Source organism: Pseudoduganella namucuonensis (assembly GCF_900116645.1).
Taxonomy (GTDB): Bacteria; Pseudomonadota; Gammaproteobacteria; order Burkholderiales; family Burkholderiaceae_D; genus Rugamonas; species Rugamonas namucuonensis.
The window spans coordinates 83,546-101,074 of record NZ_FPBO01000027.1 but is presented as its reverse complement, the minus strand read 5'-3'; the positions used below and the strand labels follow the sequence as shown (position 1 = coordinate 101,074).

17 protein-coding genes are annotated in these 17,529 nt (G+C 69.2%); 4 read left to right on the top strand and 13 right to left on the bottom strand.

Annotated features, from left to right (window positions below; genetic code table 11):
- Positions 1 to 38 precede the first annotated feature (38 nt).
- The 10 genes from BM436_RS24440 to BM436_RS24395 all read right to left on the bottom strand — a co-directional run bounded on the left by BM436_RS24440 (position 39) and on the right by BM436_RS24395 (position 10,789).
- Positions 39 to 992 (bottom strand): MBL fold metallo-hydrolase, encoded by a 954-nt coding sequence (locus BM436_RS24440; RefSeq protein ID WP_093558147.1) that lies wholly within the window; start codon positions 990 to 992, stop codon positions 39 to 41.
- The gene (locus BM436_RS24435; protein ID WP_093558146.1) at positions 989 to 1,213 is read right to left on the bottom strand and encodes a DUF2783 domain-containing protein; all 225 of its coding nucleotides are present in this window, start codon (positions 1,211 to 1,213) and stop codon (positions 989 to 991) included. The genes BM436_RS24440 and BM436_RS24435 overlap by 4 nt, the downstream gene beginning before the upstream one ends.
- Before the next feature lie 13 nt (positions 1,214 to 1,226).
- Positions 1,227 to 2,888 carry an FAD-dependent oxidoreductase gene (locus BM436_RS24430; protein WP_093558145.1) on the bottom strand — a complete coding sequence of 554 codons (1,662 nt, stop codon included), beginning with the start codon at positions 2,886 to 2,888 and terminating at the stop codon, positions 1,227 to 1,229.
- Between the two features lie 12 nt (positions 2,889 to 2,900).
- Positions 2,901 to 3,530, bottom strand: coding sequence for a 3-isopropylmalate dehydratase small subunit (gene leuD / locus BM436_RS24425; RefSeq protein WP_229490666.1), 630 nt, complete (start codon positions 3,528 to 3,530; stop codon positions 2,901 to 2,903).
- Positions 3,531 to 3,543: 13 nt separating this feature from the next.
- Positions 3,544 to 4,950, bottom strand: a complete 1,407-nt coding sequence (gene leuC, locus BM436_RS24420) for a 3-isopropylmalate dehydratase large subunit (RefSeq protein ID WP_093558143.1) — start codon at positions 4,948 to 4,950, stop codon at positions 3,544 to 3,546.
- A gap of 2 nt (positions 4,951 to 4,952) precedes the next feature.
- Positions 4,953 to 6,074, bottom strand: a complete 1,122-nt coding sequence (locus tag BM436_RS24415) for an alpha/beta hydrolase family protein (protein ID WP_093558142.1) — start codon at positions 6,072 to 6,074, stop codon at positions 4,953 to 4,955.
- Positions 6,075 to 6,077: 3 nt separating this feature from the next.
- Complete coding sequence (locus BM436_RS24410; protein WP_093558141.1) at positions 6,078 to 6,608, bottom strand: VOC family protein; 531 nt, start codon at positions 6,606 to 6,608, stop codon at positions 6,078 to 6,080.
- A gap of 131 nt (positions 6,609 to 6,739) precedes the next feature.
- Positions 6,740 to 7,657, bottom strand: a complete 918-nt coding sequence (locus BM436_RS24405; protein ID WP_093558140.1) for an SDR family oxidoreductase — start codon at positions 7,655 to 7,657, stop codon at positions 6,740 to 6,742.
- Positions 7,654 to 9,012 carry an MFS transporter gene (locus tag BM436_RS24400; RefSeq protein WP_177307468.1) on the bottom strand — a complete coding sequence of 453 codons (1,359 nt, stop codon included), beginning with the start codon at positions 9,010 to 9,012 and terminating at the stop codon, positions 7,654 to 7,656. Before BM436_RS24400 ends, BM436_RS24405 begins: the two co-directional genes overlap by 4 nt.
- 94 nt (positions 9,013 to 9,106) lie before the next feature.
- Positions 9,107 to 10,789, bottom strand: a complete 1,683-nt coding sequence (locus tag BM436_RS24395) for a GMC family oxidoreductase (protein WP_093558138.1) — start codon at positions 10,787 to 10,789, stop codon at positions 9,107 to 9,109.
- Positions 10,790 to 10,970: 181 nt separating this feature from the next.
- Here BM436_RS24395 and BM436_RS24390 point away from each other — a divergent pair, with 181 nt between their 5' ends.
- Complete coding sequence (locus BM436_RS24390; protein ID WP_177307466.1) at positions 10,971 to 11,924, top strand: alpha/beta hydrolase; 954 nt, start codon at positions 10,971 to 10,973, stop codon at positions 11,922 to 11,924.
- Here the strand turns inward: BM436_RS24390 and BM436_RS24385 are convergent.
- The 3 genes from BM436_RS24385 to BM436_RS24375 are packed head-to-tail and all read right to left on the bottom strand — an operon-like array spanning position 11,921 to position 13,543.
- Complete coding sequence (locus BM436_RS24385) at positions 11,921 to 12,316, bottom strand: nuclear transport factor 2 family protein (RefSeq protein ID WP_093558137.1); 396 nt, start codon at positions 12,314 to 12,316, stop codon at positions 11,921 to 11,923. The genes BM436_RS24390 and BM436_RS24385 overlap by 4 nt on opposite strands.
- A complete protein-coding gene (locus BM436_RS24380) occupies positions 12,313 to 12,843 on the bottom strand; it encodes a 2,4'-dihydroxyacetophenone dioxygenase family protein (RefSeq protein WP_093558136.1) in 531 nt (176 codons plus the stop codon). Before BM436_RS24380 ends, BM436_RS24385 begins: the two co-directional genes overlap by 4 nt.
- 31 nt (positions 12,844 to 12,874) lie before the next feature.
- On the bottom strand, positions 12,875 to 13,543 hold the full coding sequence (locus BM436_RS24375; protein WP_229490664.1) for a nuclear transport factor 2 family protein: 669 nt from the start codon (positions 13,541 to 13,543) through the stop codon (positions 12,875 to 12,877).
- 159 nt (positions 13,544 to 13,702) lie between these two features.
- Between BM436_RS24375 and BM436_RS24370 the strand changes: the two genes are divergently transcribed.
- The 3 genes from BM436_RS24370 to BM436_RS24360 all read left to right on the top strand — a co-directional run bounded on the left by BM436_RS24370 (position 13,703) and on the right by BM436_RS24360 (position 17,521).
- The gene (locus BM436_RS24370; RefSeq protein ID WP_093558135.1) at positions 13,703 to 15,184 is read left to right on the top strand and encodes an aldehyde dehydrogenase; all 1,482 of its coding nucleotides are present in this window, start codon (positions 13,703 to 13,705) and stop codon (positions 15,182 to 15,184) included.
- Positions 15,185 to 15,194: 10 nt separating this feature from the next.
- Positions 15,195 to 15,716, top strand: a complete 522-nt coding sequence (locus BM436_RS24365; protein WP_093558134.1) for a DUF3237 domain-containing protein — start codon at positions 15,195 to 15,197, stop codon at positions 15,714 to 15,716.
- Positions 15,717 to 15,874: 158 nt separating this feature from the next.
- Positions 15,875 to 17,521: a DUF1302 domain-containing protein gene (locus tag BM436_RS24360; protein ID WP_093558133.1), complete on the top strand. Its 1,647-nt coding sequence runs from the start codon at positions 15,875 to 15,877 to the stop codon at positions 17,519 to 17,521.
- The last annotated feature ends 8 nt before the right edge of the window (positions 17,522 to 17,529 follow it).

Sequence of the window (17,529 nt, the reverse complement as noted above, 5' to 3'; positions counted from 1 at the left end):
AAGCCGCGCACCGCGCGGCTTTTTTGCTTGTTTCATATTCATGAGGTCTTGAGCGCGGCCCACAACTCCAGGTCGCGCTGCGCCGTCCACACGCGCGGATCGGCGATGCCGGCCAGCTCGTCGAACGCGCGCGAGACGTCGAACGGCAGCACGTGCTGGAACACCGGCCAGTCGCCGAAGCGCGGCCGCATCGCCGCCTGCGCCGCCTCGTAGCAGGCGCGCAGGTCGCCTCCCTGGGCCTGCGCGGCGGCCACCGTGTCCAGCAGCGTTTGCAGGAAGTCGCGCGTCATGTCGATCGCCGCCGCCGACGCCGTCGCGTCGAACACCGCCGCGCCGCGGCCTGGCACCAGCACGCGCGGCTCGAGCTTCTTCAGGGTGTCCAGTATGCCCATCCATTCCCGGATGTAGGCGTCCCCCGCGTACACGCCGCAGCGGTTTTCCACCAGGTCGCCGGAGAACACGATGCCGTCCGCCGGCAGCCAGCAGATGGCGTCGCCCTGCGAGTGGCCGCGCCCGAACTGCTGGAAGCGCACCTCGCGGTCGCCGAACCACATGCTCATGCAGCCGTCGAAGGACAGTTGCGGCATCGTCAGGCCCGGCACCTCGTCGACCGCCTGGAACAGGCGCGGGAAGCGGTACACCTCGGACTCGAAATCGGCCTGGCCGCGCTCGACGATCCAGTCGTGCGTGCCGCGGCTGGAGATGACGGTCGCGCCCTCGAAGGCGCTGGCGCCCATCACGCGCACCGCGTGGTAGTGGGTCAGGAACACGGTCTTGATCGGCTTGTCCGAGACCTGGCGGATGTCCTCGATGAAGGAGCGCGCCATCTTCGGCGTGGGGCGGGTGTCGACCACCAGGATGCTGTCGTCGCCGACGATGAAGCCGCAGTTGGGATCGAACTCGCTGATGTAGCCGTACACGTCGCGGCCCAGTTCGACCACTCTGGGGCGCTGCTCCTTGGTGTCGGCGGCGGATGCGAATGAAACACTCATGGGTTGACCTCTTGTGGTTGGGTGGATGGAACGCCGGCCACGCTTTCGCGGGCGGCGCGTATGCAGTCGAGCAAAATCGCCTGGTCGCCTATCTGGTTGGCCAGCAGCAGCGCCAGGCTGGCGAGGAACACATGGCTCCCGCTTTCGTCCAGGCCGTCGTGGGCCCGGGTCAGGGCTTCGTAGAAGCCGTCGGCGTCGGGGATGTTCAAGTCGGTTTTCATGGTGGCTCCAGGGTCAGGGATGGCCGAGCGCGCGTCGCAGGGCGCGTTCCAGCAGCGCGGCGCTGGGCTGTTTCAGCACGGTGGCCAGGTGCAGGTCGGGACGCAGCAGCGCGATCGAGCCAACCGGCGCGTTTATCTCCGTCATGAAGGCCAGCACCTCGTCCGAGCCGGCGTCCAGCGTCAGCACGCGCAGTGGATAGCGCTCGCCCAGCGTGGACAGGCCGGCGGCGACCACGCCCGCCGGCACCCGCTCGAACGCCAGCGCGACGAAGGCCGTGCCTTCGCGCACCAGGTCGGCCAGCCAGCGGCCATTGCCCAGCGCGAGATTGGGCACCGCCTTGCCCTCGGCCGTGCCCAGGCCGCCGTTGAGCGGACTTTCCACGTAGTCGACCGGCGCCGACATGCGGCCCGGATTGAGGATGGCGCGGGCGAAGGGGAAGCTGCGGGCCAGGCCCAGTACGGCGGTGCGCAGGTGGCGCTCGCCCGGCGTGGGCGGCGACATGAATCGGCCGCTGCGATCGGTGACCTTGGTGTTGTGCAGCTGCAGGTAGCGGCGCTCGGCGTTGTAGCTGTCGAGCAGCGCCTCCGGGGCCTGGCCTTGCAGCACCAGGGCCAGCTTCCAGCCCAGATTGTCGGCGTCCTGGATGCCGGTGTTGCCCCCGCGCGCGCCGAAGGGGTTGGTCACGTGCGCCGCGTCGCCCAGGAAGAACACGCGGCCGTCGCGGTAATCGTCCAGCAGCTGCCGGCGGTAGGAATAGGCGCCCACCCACACGATGTCGAATTCCACGTCCGGCCCCAGCATGGCGCGCACGCGTTCATGCGCCACGTCCGGCCGCGCCACATAGGCGGGGTCGGCGTCGGCCTCCATCTGGAAGTCCAGGCGCCAGACGCCGTCCGCCATCAGATGCTGCCATACGCCCCGGTTCTCGTTGAAGGGCGCCTCGATCCAGGTCCAGCGCTCCACCGGCAGCGGCTTCTTGAAGCGCACATCGGTGATGCACCAGCGGTCGTGGCCATTGTGGGTGTGGGTGTCGAGTCCCAGCTTGTCGCGCGTGACGCTGGCCACGCCGGCGGCGTCCAGCACCCATTGCGCGCGCAGCTGGTACTCGCCGTCGGGCGTGCCGACGGTCAGCAAGACGTGGCTACCCTCGTGGCCGTCCTCCTGGCTGGCGTCGAGCACGCGGTTCCGCCAGCGGATGTCGGTGCTGCCCAGCGCCTGGATGCGGTCCACCAGATACCATTCGACGTAGAACTGCTGCAGGTTGATGAACGGCGGCTGCTTCGATTTGCTGGCCAGGCTGAGGTCATACGAATACAGCGCCTCGTCGCCGGACAGCACGCGCGCGGTGGACCAGGTGATGCCCTTGGCCCGCATCCGCTCATAGGTGCCGAGGCGGTCGAAGACCTCCAGGCTGCGCTGGGCGTAGCAGATGCCCCGGCTGGAGGCGCCGCGCACGCCGATGGTGTCGTCCTCGTCGAGCAGCACCGAGGCGATGCCGCGGTTGGCCAGGTCGCAGGCCAGCGTCAGGCCGGACAGGCCGGCGCCGACGATGACCACCGGGTAGACGCCACGGTCCCCGCCACTTAGCTCGGGTGGCGTGACATAGGGATAGGTCGGCAGCGTGTAGCCGCCGGAGTCGGCCGCCGGGGCGGCGCTGTTGCTGGTTTCAGGCATGGTGTTCTTCCTTCAGGTCGCGCGGATGTCTTCAAAGAGCCAGGGCGTGCGCGCGCGCCGCGCCTGTTCGTAGCTAGTGATCGCCTCCGCCCGTTCCAGCGTCACGGCGATGTCGTCGAGCCCCAGCAGCAGGCAGTGTTTGGCGTATGGATCGATATGGAAAGCGTGGCGCTGGCCGCCGGGCGTGAGCACGTGCTGCGCCTCCAGGTCCACGGTCAGCTCGGCGCCGGGGACCGCGGCCAGCAGAGCCAGCAGGATCGCCACCACGGCCGGTGGGAGCGCGACGGGCAGCACGCCGTTCTTCAGGCAGTTGGCGGCGAAGATCTCGCCGAAGCTGGGGGCGATCACGCAGCGTATGCCGGCGTCGGCCAGCGCCCACACCGCGTGTTCGCGCGAGGAACCGCAGCCGAAGTTGTCGTTGGCGACCAGGATGCGGCTGGCCGCGTAGGCCGGCCGGTTCAGCACGAAGTCCGGGTTCGGCGCGCCGCCGGCGCCGCGCCGCCAGGCGTCGAACAGGGCGGAACCCAGGCCGCCGCGCTTGACGGTCTTCATGAACCGGGCGGGCAGGATGGCGTCGGTGTCGACGTTGGCGCGGTCCAGCGGCGCGGCCACGGCGTGCAAGCGGGTGAATGGGGGGCTCACGATACGGTTCCGTTCATGCCGCTTCCAGCGCGCGCACATCGCACAGCCGGCCCGTCACGGCGGCGGCGACAGCCATCGCGGGGCTCAGCAGGTGCGTCCGCCCGCCCGGTCCCTGCCGTCCCTCGAAGTTGCGGTTGGAGGTGGAGGCGCAGCGCTCGCCCGGCAGCAGCCGGTCCGGATTCATGCCGAGGCACATCGAGCAGCCCGGCAATGTCCAGGCGAAGCCGGCTTCGATGAAGACGCGGTCCAGCCCTTCGCGTTCGGCCTGCAGCTTCACCAGGCCGGAGCCGGGCACCACCATCGCCGCCACGCCCGGGGCGACGCGCCGTCCCCGCGCCACGCTGGCGGCCACGCGCAAGTCCTCGATGCGGCTGTTGGTGCAGGAACCGATGAAGACGCGGTCGATGGCAATGTCCGTCAACGCGGCGCCGGCGGCCAGGCCCATGTAGTCCAGCGCGCGCCGCATGCGCTCGCGCAGCGCCGGGCTCCCGGCGGCGGCCGGATCCGGCACCCGGCCTTCGATCGGCAGGCTGTCCTCCGGGCTGGTGCCCCAGGTGACCTGTGGCGCGATGGCGGCGGCGTCGATCACCAGTTCGGCGTCGTACTGGGCGTCGGCGTCCGAGGCCAGGCCGCGCCATTCCGCGAGCGCGGCCTGCCAGTGCTCCGCCCCGGGCGCGTAAGGCCGGCCGCGCAGGTAGGCGAAGGTGGTGTCGTCGGGGGCGACGAGGCCGAAGCGCGCCCCCGCCTCGATGGTCATATTGCAGACCGTCATGCGCTCTTCCATGGACAGGGCGCGCACCGCTTCGCCGCAGTATTCGATGGCGTGGCCGGTGCCGCCCGCCGCGCCTATCCGGGCGATCAGCGCCAGGATCAGGTCCTTGGCGCCCACCCAGGGCTGCAAACGGCCTTCGACGCGCACCCGCATCTGGCGCGGCTTGGCCAGCCACAGCGTCTGCGTGGCCAGCACGTGTTCCACATCGGAGGTACCGACGCCGAAGGCGATGGCGCCGAACGCGCCCAGCGTGGCGGTGTGCGAGTCGCCGCACACCACCGTCATGCCGGGGTGGATGAAGCCCTGCTCGGGCGCCACCACATGCACGATGCCCTGGCGCGCGTCGTCCAGGTCGAACAGCGTGGCGCCGGTCTCGCGCGCGTTGTGGCGCAACAGCGCGATCTGCTCGCGGCTCTGCGCGTCCTCTATCCTCAGCGTGCGGTCCGGCGTGGTTGGCACGTTGTGGTCCGGCACCGCGAGCAGTGTCGCCGGGCGCCGCACGGGTCGGCCGGCTTCCCGCAGGCCTTCGAAGGCCTGGGGGCTGGTCACCTCGTGCACCAGTTGCCGGTCGATGTACAGCAGGGTGGCGCCGTCGTCCTTTTGCGCGACCACATGCCGGTCCCAGATTTTGCTGAACAGGCTGGGCATGGTCAGAGCGCCCGCGCCCAGGCGGCGATTTCGTCCGCCACCCGCTCCACCTGGAGCGGTTGCCCGGCCAGGTAATGGTTGGCGCCGCGGATGTCGATATTGCGGATGCGGTCCCCGGCGGCGCGCAGCCAGGCGTCGCGCGTACTGGGGAAGGTCGAGGCGTCGGCGGTATAGGTCATCAGCAGCGCCGGCACGCTGGTCCTGGCCAGGTTGCTGGGGCCGTCCGCCTGCGAGCGCGACGACCATTGGCTCAGGAAGGCCGTCAGCGAGGTGTAGCGTCCCATCGAGTTGCCGGCGTAGTTGACCGAGCGGGCGTCGCCCCAGACGCTGCCGACGGCGCGCTCGTTGGCGTCCAGCGACAAGTCCAGGCAGCGCGGGTCGGCCAGCGTGCGATAGATCACGAAGGCCTGGTCGCGCGGGCCGGCCGGATTGGCGCGCAGCAGCCGCAGGCGGGCCAGCGCCCAGTCCTCTATGCGGTCGCGGCGGGCCTTCTGGCCGGCGCGGAAGCGCGCCAGGAATTCGGCGCCATAGGACGGACCGTTGGCGGGGTTGAACATGTCGAGCGCGGGATCGGCGCCCAGCGGATCGCTCTCGTCGATGACCGAGGGGTCGATCCAGTCCAGCAGCAGGCGCGAACGCCCCTCGTGCGCCGCGCACAGGGCGATGCCGTCCACCGGCGGCAGGTCTTCGGGACTGAGCCCGGTCGGATCGCCGTCGGCGAAATGGTGGGCCGTCAGCTGCTCGGCCTGCGCCTGGTAGAACGAGGACAGCGCCGCGCCGCCCGAATTGCCGATCAGGACCACCTTCTCGTAGCCGGCCTCGCGCAGGAATTTCACGCCCGCGCCCAGGTCCTGGATCACGCGCTCCATCAGCAGCACGGAGTCGTTGTTGACGTAGCGCGAATTGAGGCCCATGCAGCAGATGCCGCGTTCGGCCAGCGGTTGCAGCAGGTAGTGGCCCATGAAATTGCTGGCCGGGTGCATGACGATGGCGGCGATCTTCTTCTTGCCGGCCGGCTCGGCGTAGGCGCCGTAGATGCGCGGGCGCAGCATCTGCAGGCCGGACTGGCTTTCCATCGCCGCGCCGGGTTTGACGTCGATGACCGCGAGCTTCAGTTCGGCCATGGCCTACGCTCCCTGGGCCGCGTCGCGGCGCTGTTGTTTTTCCAGCGCCCATTCACGCGCGTCCTGGTGGGCCTGTCGCGCCAGGCGCTGCATTTCCTCGTCCGTGACGATGGGCGTGGTCAGTTCGAGGCGGATGCCGTTCGGGTCGAAGAAATAGATGGACTCGATGATGTGGTGGTGGGTGAGGCCCAGCACCTCGACCCCGGCCGCCTGCAGCCGCGCCTTGGCCTCCTTCAGGTCGTCGAGCGAGTCGACGCGCAGCGCCAGGTGGTTGACCCAGGCCGGCGTGTTGGGCGAGGGATCGGGCCGCACGTCGTCGCCCAGGTCGAAGAAGGCGATGTGGGAGCCGTCCGTCATCTGGAAGAAGATGTGCACGTAGGGGCAGTATTCGCCGGTGCTCGGCACGTGGTCGTTGCGGATGACATGCACCAGCGGCAGGCCGAGTATGTCTTCGTAAAACCGCCGGGTCTCCTCCGCGTCCTTGCAGCGGTACGCAAAGTGGTGGAGTCCTCGGACTGGAACAAATGATGGCATCGCGATTTCCTTCAGGAGCTGGGCTGTTGGTTCCCATGTTAAACAGATGGGGCAGCGGCGCTGTCGTACGCAAATGCGACAACGCCCCGGCGAAGCGGGGCGTTGGAGGATGGAGAGGGAAAGGGGGCGCGTCAGGCGGCCAGGCGTAGCTTGTCGATGTTCTCCATGCACACCTGCCGCAGCGATTTGGGCTTGCGTCCCGTGAGCCGCTCCACATGGTCGCTCAGCACGGCGAAATGGCCCTCGCGGATGGCCCGCTCGAAGCTCACCATCTCCTCGCCCGGCCACGGTATCGGGCTGTTCTCCATGCCGTCCTCGATGCGGCGCGGCACGCCTATGCTGTCGAAGAAGGCCAGCTTCTGCTCGTCGGTGACGGCGTCGTAGGCCAGCGGCCTGCCCGACAGCTCGACCGCCAGCGCCACGCAATCGCGGTAGGACAGCAGTTCCGGCCCGGTGATGTCATAGATCTTGTTCTCGTGGCCCGGCGTGCTGACCACGGCTACGGCGCAGGCCACGCAGTCCTCGCGCGCCACCAGCGCGATCCGGCCGTCGCCGGCGCTGCTCATCCACGCGCCCATGGCCAGCGCGCCGGGCAGCGCGAACTGGGCGATGGCGTCGGCGTACTGGCTGTCGCGCAGGAAGGTGTAGGGCACGCCGCAGGCGCGCAGCATGGCCTCGGTGGCCGTGTGCTCGACGGTGCTGATGGCCGGGTTGTCCGGTCCCACGCCGATGAAGGAGGTGTAGGCGATCTGCTGGACGCCGGCCGCCACCGCCGCGTCGATGGCGGCGCGGTGCTGGCGCAGGCGCTCGCCGCCCACCTGGTCGGTGCTGATCAGCAGCATGCGCTGGCCGCCGGCGAAGGCGGCCGCCAAGCTGGCCGGCTCGTCGAAATCGCCGTAGCGCACCTGCGCGCCGCGCTCCGCGTAGGCGGCCAGCGCGGCCGGCCTGCGGGTGATCAAAATCAGTTCGGAAGCTGGAACCTTATCCAGCAGCAGGTCGGCCGCCTTGCGGCCGAAGTTGCCGGACGCGCCGGTGACGATGATGCTCATGCTGATCTCCTGTTGTGGTTATGGGGTAAAAGCCATGCTCCCAGCGCGCATAACAGCAGCGGCGCGGCCAACATGCCGAGTGTAGCAGTGGCGCCGAGTTGCAACTGGATGAGCAGTCCGCCGGCGACCGGCCCGGCCGTGGCGCCGGCGCGGCCGATGGCCGTCGACCAGCCCAAGCCGGTGGCGCGCAGCGCCGGGGGATAGAAGCCGGCGGCCAGCGCGTACAGCGCCAGCTGGCTGCCGGAAATGCCGGCGCCGAGGACGACCAGCAGCGTATTCCACACGGGCGGCGTGGCCGGCAGCAGCGCGAACGCGGCCAGGGACGCGGCGGAAACCGTGTACGCCCACAGCAGCGCGCCGCCGGCTTTGCCCTTGTCCACGGCCAGCGAAATCAGCAAGCCGCCGGCGATGCCGCCCAACTGGATCATGACCGCGCCGCGCATCGCGGCGGCGGCTTCCCAGCCTGCCTCGCGCAGCAGCGACGGCAGCCAGCTGATCAGCAGGTAGAGCACGAACAGGTTGAGGCAGAAGATATACCAGAGCAGCAAGGTGCGGTGGCGGTAGGCGGGCGACAGCAGTTCGGCCACGCTGCGCCGCCGAATTTGATCCTGCCCTTGGTCCCGCTCCTGGTCCCGCTGCTGCGCGTGGATGGACGCCGGGTTCACATCGGGGAACAGCCTAGCGAGCAGGGGCGCGATGGCGCGGTGCCCGGGCTTGCCGGCCACCAGCAGGCGTAGCGATTCGGGCAGCGCGAACAGCAGCAGCACGCCGAGGACCAGGGGCAGAATGCCGCCGATGATGAACAGGCTGCGCCAGCCGAAATGGCCGATCAGCGCGGGCGCGCTGAATCCGGCGCTGAAGGCGCCCAGGGCCACGTTGCAGAACATCAGCGTGACCAGCGCCGCGCGCCGCCTGGCCGGGGCGTAATCCGACACCAGCGCGGTGGCGTTGGTGAGCCCCATCGCCAGGCCGACGCCGGTGAGGAAGCGGCCGGCCAGCAGCACCGGCAGCGTGCTCGCCAAGCCGGTGGCGATGGAGGCGACGCCGACCAGCCACAGGCCGCCGATGATCAGCGGCCGCCGCCCCCAGCGGTCGCCGAACGGCGCCACGAACGCCGAGCCGAGGCCGATGCCGAGCAGGGACGCGGCCAACGCCACGCCGAAGGCGGAAGCCGGCATGTTCCACTCCTGCGCCAGGGAGGGCACCACCAGCGCCATGGTCTGGATGTCGTAGCCGTCCAGCAGCACGGTCAGGCAGCACAGCAGGATGACGCGGATCTGGAAGCCACTGAGGGGCCGCTCGTCGATCAACTGCGCGACGTCCCGCATACCGCCGGGGCCTGGCCTGAGGTCCATGTGCGCTCCGTCTTTCAATGAGCTTGCCATTGTTGCCTCAGCAGCAGCGTGCCGGCGGCGCAGAGCGGCACCGGCACGGCCACCATGCCGGCGTTCATGCCGCCGCCTCTTGCCGAGGCATGGCGGCCGTGCTCCGGGGCGCCGCCGCTGTCGACACCGCCTCCGGCAACAGCGGCGCGCGCCGCAATATCATGTCCGAGGCCTTCTCCGCGATCATGATGGTGGGCGCGTTGGTGTTGCCGCTGACGATATCTGGCATCACCGACGCGTCCACCACGCGCAAGCCCTCCAGGCCCCGCACCCTGAGTTGGGCGTCGACCACCGCGTACTCGCCGACGCCCATGGCGCAGCTGCTGGTGGGATGCATGCCGGTCTGGATGGTGGCCTTGATGTAGGCGTCGAGTTCGGCGTCGCTGCGCACCGCGGCGCCGGGCGCCAGCTCCGCCTTGACCATGCCGGCCACCGGCGCGGTGGCGAAGAAGGTGCGCAGGAACTTCAGCATGTCGCGCGCGGTGCGCCGGTCCGCCTCGGTGGCGAGCAGGCCGAGGCGGATGCGCGGCGCCGCCAGCGGGTCGGCCGAGCGCAGCGTGACGTCGCCGGAACAGCCGGGACGCACGTTCAGCATCGCCGCCGTGAACTGGTGGCCGGCGCCCGCGCGCCATCCGGGGAACCAGGGCCGCGCCATCATCGACACATGGCTGACCTGGAACTGCGCGTCCGGCCATTGCAGTTCGGGCCGGGTGCGCACGAAGGCCTGGACCGACATGGGATTGGCGGCCAGCGGTCCGCCCCCGTTCAGCCTCCAGCGCAGTGCGGACACGGCCAGCCGGTCCAGACGCAGGGCACGGTCGAAGGTGGTGTCGACGGCCGCCTCGAACACGCCCGCCACCAGCGGGTGGTCCTGCAGGTTCTTGCCCACGCCGGGCAGGTCGTGGCGGACAGCGATGCCCAGCTTGCGCAGTTCATCGGCCGGGCCTATCCCCGACAGCATCAGCAACTGCGGCGAATTGAAGGCGCCGCCCGCGATGAGCACTTCGCTTGCGGCGCGCGCCACATGCGTCTGTCCATCCTTGAGGTATTCGACGCCGGTCGCGCGGACGCCTTCGAGCAGCACGCGGGTGGTGTGCGCGCCCGTCACCACGGTGAGGTTCTTGCGGGACAGGGCGGGACGCAGATAGGCCGCCGCCGTGCTGTCCCGGCGACCGCGCCGTATCGTGAAGTCGGGCAGGCCGAAGCCCTCGGCCTGTTCGCCATGGAAATCGTCCAGCGCGGCGTAACCCAGTTTCCTGCCCGCTTCCAGCATGCGCGGCGTGATGGTCGGATGGGCGGGCTGGCGCGACACGGACAGATAACCCGTGCCGCCATGGTAGGCGCCGGCGCCGCGCCAGTTGCTTTCGCTGCGCTTGAAGTAGGGCAGCACGTCGGCGTAGCCCCAGCCGGGCAGGCCGAGATCGCGCCAGCGGTCGTAGTCGCCGGCATTGCCGCGGCTGTAGAGCATGCCGTTGATGGACGAGGTGCCTCCCAGCAGCTTGCCGCGCGGCTGCGGCAGCACGCGGTCGCCGGTGGCGCTTTCCGGCTCGGTGGCGTAGCCCCAGCCCAGTTCGGGAAGGTTGGAGACGGGGAACCAGGCCACCGGCATGGCCACCATGGGGTGGCTGTCCCGCTCCCCGGCCTCCAGCAGCAGCACCCGGTTGGCGGGATCCTCCGACAGGCGATTGGCGAGCACGCAGCCGGCGGAGCCGGCGCCGACGATAACGAAATCGAATTGGGCGGTCATCTGAAATCCTGGTGGGTATTGCTACGATGATTCCATCTTAGGGGGCCACGGCCGGCCGCCATGTCCGCCGCAAAGACGACAACGCGGCGTGTCGTCTTTGCGGCGGACGCCGCGCCGGCCTCCCCCGTCCTATGCTGCGGCATGCGGGCTGCCGCTGAAAACAACGAAACCAGGAGATGGCATGGATTTTGTGCAGAGAATGGACCGCGCGCTGAGGGAAACCTATTGCGCGATGCCGGTGTTACCGGATCCCCTTATCGATATCGCGGGCGCCCGGCGCGCCATGCTGGAGATGTTCGGCGCGGCGCGGATCGGCCAGCTGCCCAGCGACGCGGTGCTCACGGAGGACAGGCGCATCGCCGGCCCGGCCGGCGCGCCCGATGTGGCGGTGCGCATCTACCGCCCGCGCCACGCGGGCGAAGGCCGTCCGGCGCTGCTATGGATCCACGGCGGCGGTTTCACGCTCGGCCTGCCGGCCCAGGACGACCTGTTCTGCGAAAAGATCGTCGAGACCATAGGCGCCGTTGTCGTGTCGGTCGACTATCGCCTGGCGCCCGAACACCCGTTCCCGGCCGGGACGGAAGACTGCTACGCGGCGCTCTCCTGGCTGTTTTCCGAAGCGCCGGCGCTTGGCGTGGACGCCAGGCGCATCGCGGTGGGCGGCGCCAGCGCCGGCGGCGGACTGGCGGCCGGATTGGCGCTCATGGCGCGGGACAAGGAGGAATTCAAGCTGGCGTTCCAGTTTCTGCTGTGCCCCTGCCTCGACGACCGCCACGTCACGCCGTCGAGCCACGAGGTGACCGACGACAGGACCTGGAGCCGCGCCAAGTCGCTGCAGGCCTGGCCGGCGTATCTCGGCGAACGCGATCACGGCGGCGCCCTGGCTTACGCGGTGCCCGCGCGCGCGTCCGAACTGAAAGGCTTGCCGCCCGCGTACCTGATGGTTGGGGGGCTGGACCTGGTGCGCGATGAAATCATCGCCTATGGCGCCCGCATGATCGAGGCCGGGGTGGCGACCGAACTGCATGTGTGGCCGGGCGGCTTCCATGGCTTCGAGCTGTTCGTGCCGGACGCGCCCATCAGCCAGGCGGCGCGCGCCGGATACCTGAATGCCCTTCAGCGGGCCCTGAATTAAACAAGCGCGCACACCACGCTGACGAATTTGCCGTTCTCCAGGCGGTAGTGGATGAACTGGTTCATCTCCACCACCTGGCCGGCCCGCAGCGGGAAGATGCGCTCCAGGCCCTGTTCGGCCAGCATGGCCGGCGTCAGGTCGGATTTCGCCTCCAGCCGCACACTTGCCTCGATCGCCAGCAGCGTGTCGCTGGAGGCCAGCGCGTCAAGCCGTATCGATTCGCTCACGTGGTCGTGGAAGAAGCCATAGAAGCGCATGAAATCCTTTCGCCCCCGGAAGGTGTGGCCGGCGAAGCGGATCTCGAAGTCCTCGGCGAAGTGGGACAGCACGCCCTCGTAGTCGCGCGCGTTGAATTTGGCCACGTACCGCTCATAGGCCTCGAGATCGATCATTGCGGCTCTCCGTTCGTGTACCGGACCCGCCCGCCCTCGATGATGGGCGGCACCGGCGCGCCCTGCGCGCGCAGGGCGTTTGGCCAGTCGCGCAAATGGCTGTGCGCGTCCAACACCGCGACCACGTTGCCGTCCGGGTCCTGCACCAGCATCGCGCCGTAAATGATGAAGAACACGTCGGTCTCGCCGGTGTTGTGGTCGGCAACCTTCAGCCGGTGGCTGGTGCCGGCGGGTTCGTACAGATAGGAGCCGGCCTTGCTCGGCGGCGAGCCGGCGTGCTCCAGGTAGCTCCATTCGCCGGACAGCGTGAACGCGTGCACCGCGCCGGTGTGCTGGTGCGGCGGCAGTTCCACGCCGGGCGCGAAGCGGATGCGCACCGCGAACCAGCCGCCCTCGACATCGGCGGCCAGCAGTTTGAGGCGCACGCCGGGGGCGCCGAAATCCTCGGCGAAGGGCAGGTCGTCGGTGCCGACGTGGAGCGCCATGGGCGCCGCGAGGGAGCCGAGGCTGTGGACGATGGTTTCCATGGGATGCACGATATCTCCTGAAGTGGTGTGCTTACGGTTCGGAAGTGACACGGACCACTTCCTCGCCGGTGACCGGGTGGCAGTAGTGGAACGGGGGGAAGCTGCGGCCGAGCGCGGCCACGGGCGGCACGGAGGGCGCCTGGGGCGGCAGGCTGTCGCTTTGCGGCCCGCTGGCGAAGGACACGCTCTCATAGCCGGGGTGGGACACGTAGAAGGTCGGCACCCACCACAGCAGCGCGATCTTCCATACGCCGTTTTCCCGGACGTAGGTGTTCTCATACACGCCCTCGGCCCACAGCATGGCGGTGCCGCCGGGCGGCGGGCTGCCCTGTATCAGCGCGCGCCAGCGGCCCTGCGCGCGCTGGCGCGAGTGGTCGACGGTGACCACGCCTTGCAGCTGCATGTGGTTGATGAATTCATTCCTGGCGAGGCCGTCCCGGCCCTGGCCCAGCACCTCGCGCAGGAAGGGCAGGATGTGTTCCTTGCCCGTGTAGCGGCCGCGCCGGCCGATCTCCATCGCCGCGCCCTCGTCGGCGAACAGCGCCGCCATTTCGGGCCACAGCCGGTTGTCGATGTAATAGCCGTACATGCGCTGCAGGCGCTGGATTTCCTCGATGTCCTCGAGGCGCCCCAGCCTGTCCTCCAGGCGGGCGATGCGTTGCGTCATTTCCTCGTGCCGGTCCATGCCTTCCCCTTGCATTTTGTCTTCCCATCCTATGCCGCGCGGGCCGCGCGCGATGTCCGCCGCAAAGACGACGTGCCGCTTGTCGTCCTTACAGCGGACATCGCCGCCGCCCACCGCGTCCTAAGCTGCGCTCAGTAGAAAGACCATCACCGAACCAACAACAGGAGACATCAAATGCGCGACGACGCCCGAGTGGAAATCCGGCTGAAACATGCGGACAAGCTGTTTATCAACGGGCGCTGGACCGCGCCGAAAAAAGGTGGACGCATCGAGATCGTCTCGCCCCACACCGAGCGTGTGTGCGCCGTGGTCGCCGAGGCCAGCGAGGAGGACATGGACGCCGCCGTGGCCGCCGCGCGCAAGGCCTTCGACGACGGCCCCTGGCCGCGCATGTCTCCCGCCGACCGCGCCGCGGCCCTGCGCAGGCTGGGCGCCGAGTTGGGCGCCCGCAGCGCGGAACTGGCCGCCGCGTGGACCGAGCAGGTCGGCGCGCTGGCCTCGTTCGCGCCCTTCATGGTGGGCGGCACGCTGCACAACATCGAGCACTACGCCTCGCTGGCCGGCGGCTTCCCCTTCGTCGAAAGCCACCGCGCCTTCGACGGCCAGGGCGCGGCGCTGGTGGTGCGCGAGGCGGTCGGCGTGGTGGCCGCCATCGTGCCGTGGAACGCGCCCTTCGCCATCCTGGTCAACAAGATCGCCCCGGCCCTGCTGGCCGGCTGCGCGGTGATCATGAAGCCCTCGCCGGAAACGCCGCTGGAGGCCTACATCATCGCCGAGGCGGCCGAGGCGGCGGGCTTCCCGGACGGCGTGGTCAACCTGGTGCCGTCGCACCGCGAGGCGGCCGACTACCTGGTCCGCAATCCCGGCGTGGATAAGGTGAGTTTCACCGGCTCCACGGTGGCGGGCCGGCGCATCGCGTCGGTTTGCGGCGACCGCATCGCCCGCTGCACGCTGGAGCTGGGCGGCAAGTCGGCCGCCATCCTGCTCGACGATTGCGACGAGGCCGCCGCCGCGCGCACCCTGGCCGGCACCATCTCCATGCTGAGCGGCCAGGTCTGCGCCACGCTGAGCCGGGTGATCGTGCCGCGCGCGCGCCAGGCCAGTTTCACCGAGGCGCTGAAGGCCGAACTGGAAGCCATCCGCGTGGGCGACCCCTACCAGGCCGACACCCAGATGGGACCGATGGCGATGAAGCGGCAGCTGGACCGTGTCGAGGGCTACATCGCGCGCGGCATCGAGGAGGGCGCCCGCCTGGTGTGCGGCGGCGGGCGGCCGGCCGGCCCGGCGCGGGGGCACTATCTGGAACCGACCCTGTTCGCCGGCGTGGACAGCAAGATGACGATCGCGCAGGAGGAGATCTTCGGCCCGGTGATCGCGCTGCTCACCTATGACGACGAGGCCGAGGCGGTGCGGATCGCCAACGATTCGCCGTTCGGCCTGTTCGGCGCGGTGTTCACCAGGGATAACGACCGCGCCTACCGCATCGCGCGCGGCGTGCGCACCGGCGCGCTGTCGCAGAACGCGTTCCGCATGGACCCATTCCTGCCCTTCGGCGGCTTCAAGCAGTCCGGCATCGGCCGCGAGGGTGGCAGCGCGGGACTGGCCTCGTACACGGAAACCAAGACGGTGCTGCTGGACGGCGCGCCGTCGATCTAGGGAGGCTTCGATGACCGCGATACCCGAAACCTTCACCGGCAAGTCGACGGTGAACGAGGCGCGCCTGGAGTTCCTGTTCCAGGTGCGGCTGCACTTCACGCGTGTGCACCACATCCAGAACATGCCCACGGGCGCCGGGCGCGGCGCCGTCTACATCGACAGCGGCACGGTCGAGGGGCCGCGCCTGAACGGCAAGGTGCTGCCGGGCACCGGCGGCGACTGGTCGCTGTTCCGGCCGGACGGCGTGCTGGCCACGGACGCCCGCTACATGCTGCAGGCCGACGACGGCACGCTGATCCTGCTGCTCAACCGCGGCTTCCTGTGGGGCCGCGCGCCGGACGTCATGCCGCGCATCCGCGAGTGGATTTTCAACGACGGCCCGCCGGTCGACCACGCCGATTACTACCTGCGCGCCAGCCCCACCTTCGAGGTGGAGACCGGGCCGCACGACTGGCTCACGCGGCACGTGATCGTCGGCATCGGCGAGCGCAAGGGCGACGGCAATTTGATCCGCTATTACGCGGTGCTCTGAGTCGTTCGCCGGTTGTCATCTGTCGGGATGACAGATGCGGAAAAAGTCCAAAGGTAAGCTCGACGGCATCACCAATCCGGCAAGAGGTTGGAGCGGTCGACAAAAGAAACCGCCACGGCATCGCGTGCGCGGCACACAAAAAAGAACGGAGACGAAAGATGAAAAAATTCACACCACAGCGCCGCACCGCCTTGTCGGCAGCGCTGCTGGCGCTGGCGGCCACCCAGGACGTGCTGGCCGCGGAACTGGTCAACAACGACAGCTACACGATACGCTGGGATAACACGCTCAAGTACAGCGTCGGCCAGCGCGTGACCGGCCCCGCCGCCGCCATCCTGGCCAACCCGAACACCAACGACGGCGACTACTCCTTCGCGCGCGGCGACCTGGTCACCAACCGCGCCGACATCCTGTCCGAATTCGACTACATCCTGAAGGACAAGGCCAACACCGGCGTCAGCGTCAGCGCCGCCGCCTGGTACGACCGGGTCTACAACCGCTCCCACCGTCCCATTCCCCTCGGCCAAGTCAATTCCTGGTCGGTGCCGAACGACCAGTTCACCAGCTATGTGCGCGACGTGAACGGCCGCCGCGTCGAACTGCTGAACGCCTTTGTGCACAGCGGTTTCGACATCGGTGAACACAACCTGTCGTTCCGCCTGGGCCGCCACACGCTGCTGTGGGGCGAAAGCCTGCTGCTGGCGTCGAACGGCATCGCCGCCGGCATGGGCCCGGTGGACGCGATGAAGGCCCTGAGCCTGCCCGGCGCGACCACCAAGGAAATCTTCATGCCGGTGAACCAGCTGTCGGCCGCGTTCTCGCTGACGCCGCAATGGGACATCGCCGCCTACCACCAGTTCGAATACCGCGAAACGCGCGTGCCGGGCCCGGGCAGCTACTTCTCCACCGGCGACCTGGTGTTCCAGGGGGGCGAGCGCATCAACGCGGTGCAGGGCCTCCCCTTCGGCAACATCTACATCGAGCGCGGCGCCGACATCAAGGCGCCGGATTCCAAGGGCCAGTGGGGCATCGCGGCCAAATACCGCGACGCCGACGCCGGCCGCGATTTCGGCTTCTACTACCTGCGCTATTCCGACAAGACGCCGCAGGTCTACACGCAGATCACCGCCGCCCCGGGTGGCCTGAGCGGCTTCATCGCCGGGGGCGCCACCATCGGCAACTACTTCTTCCTGTATCCACAGAAGATCGAACTGGCCGGCGCCAGCTTCGCCACGCTGCTGGGCGACGCCAACGTGTCCGGCGAGATCTCGGTGCGCCACAACCTGCCGCTGATGAGCGTGAACCTGAACGTCGCGCCGGGCGCCATCGCCGTCAACGGCACCGGCAACTTCCTGCACGCGGTGGGCGACACGCTGCACGCGCAGGTGTCCTGGATCAAGTCCTTCGGCCCGAGCGGCCTGTGGGACGCGGCGGACTTCGTCGGCGAGATCGGCGGCCACCGCCTGATGAAGGTCACCCGCAACGAGGCCTTCATCGACCCCACGCGCGTGCGCAAGGCTTTCGGCACCGGCATGACGTTCGAACCGAAGTGGTATCAGCCGCTGCCGGGCATGGACCTGACGATGCCCGTCAACGTCAGCTGGAACTTCTCCGGCCCCTCGGTGGTGGACCCGGCCTTCGCGGGCGGCGCGGCGCACGGCGGCTCGGTGTCGCTCGGCCTCAAGTTCACCTACGAGGGGAAATGGCGCGGCGGCGTGAACTACACGCGCTACACGGCCAGGGACGGCGCCAGTCCTTATCTTGACCGCGACTACGTCGCCGCCAATGTCAGCTACTCGTTCTAAAGGAAAAC

Bases quoted from the DNA above. Each gene is read 5' to 3' on its own strand.
- BM436_RS24440 (WP_093558147.1), bottom strand. From the start codon at position 992: ATGAGTGTTTCATTCGCATCCGCCGCCGACACCAAGGAGCAGCGCCCC.
- BM436_RS24360 (WP_093558133.1), top strand. From the start codon at position 15,875: ATGAAAAAATTCACACCACAGCGCCGCACCGCCTTGTCGGCAGCGCTG.
- BM436_RS24395 (WP_093558138.1), bottom strand. From the start codon at position 10,789: ATGACCGCCCAATTCGATTTCGTTATCGTCGGCGCCGGCTCCGCCGGC.
- BM436_RS24435 (WP_093558146.1), bottom strand. From the start codon at position 1,213: ATGAAAACCGACTTGAACATCCCCGACGCCGACGGCTTCTACGAAGCC.
- BM436_RS24410 (WP_093558141.1), bottom strand. From the start codon at position 6,608: ATGCCATCATTTGTTCCAGTCCGAGGACTCCACCACTTTGCGTACCGC.
- BM436_RS24370 (WP_093558135.1), top strand. From the start codon at position 13,703: ATGCGCGACGACGCCCGAGTGGAAATCCGGCTGAAACATGCGGACAAG.
- BM436_RS24415 (WP_093558142.1), bottom strand. From the start codon at position 6,074: ATGGCCGAACTGAAGCTCGCGGTCATCGACGTCAAACCCGGCGCGGCG.
- BM436_RS24375 (WP_229490664.1), bottom strand. From the start codon at position 13,543: ATGCAAGGGGAAGGCATGGACCGGCACGAGGAAATGACGCAACGCATC.
- BM436_RS24385 (WP_093558137.1), bottom strand. From the start codon at position 12,316: ATGATCGATCTCGAGGCCTATGAGCGGTACGTGGCCAAATTCAACGCG.
- BM436_RS24405 (WP_093558140.1), bottom strand. From the start codon at position 7,657: ATGAGCATCATCGTCACCGGCGCGTCCGGCAACTTCGGCCGCAAGGCG.
- BM436_RS24390 (WP_177307466.1), top strand. From the start codon at position 10,971: ATGGATTTTGTGCAGAGAATGGACCGCGCGCTGAGGGAAACCTATTGC.
- BM436_RS24380 (WP_093558136.1), bottom strand. From the start codon at position 12,843: ATGGAAACCATCGTCCACAGCCTCGGCTCCCTCGCGGCGCCCATGGCG.
- leuC (WP_093558143.1), bottom strand. From the start codon at position 4,950: ATGCCCAGCCTGTTCAGCAAAATCTGGGACCGGCATGTGGTCGCGCAA.
- BM436_RS24400 (WP_177307468.1), bottom strand. From the start codon at position 9,012: ATGGACCTCAGGCCAGGCCCCGGCGGTATGCGGGACGTCGCGCAGTTG.
- BM436_RS24430 (WP_093558145.1), bottom strand. From the start codon at position 2,888: ATGCCTGAAACCAGCAACAGCGCCGCCCCGGCGGCCGACTCCGGCGGC.
- BM436_RS24365 (WP_093558134.1), top strand. From the start codon at position 15,195: ATGACCGCGATACCCGAAACCTTCACCGGCAAGTCGACGGTGAACGAG.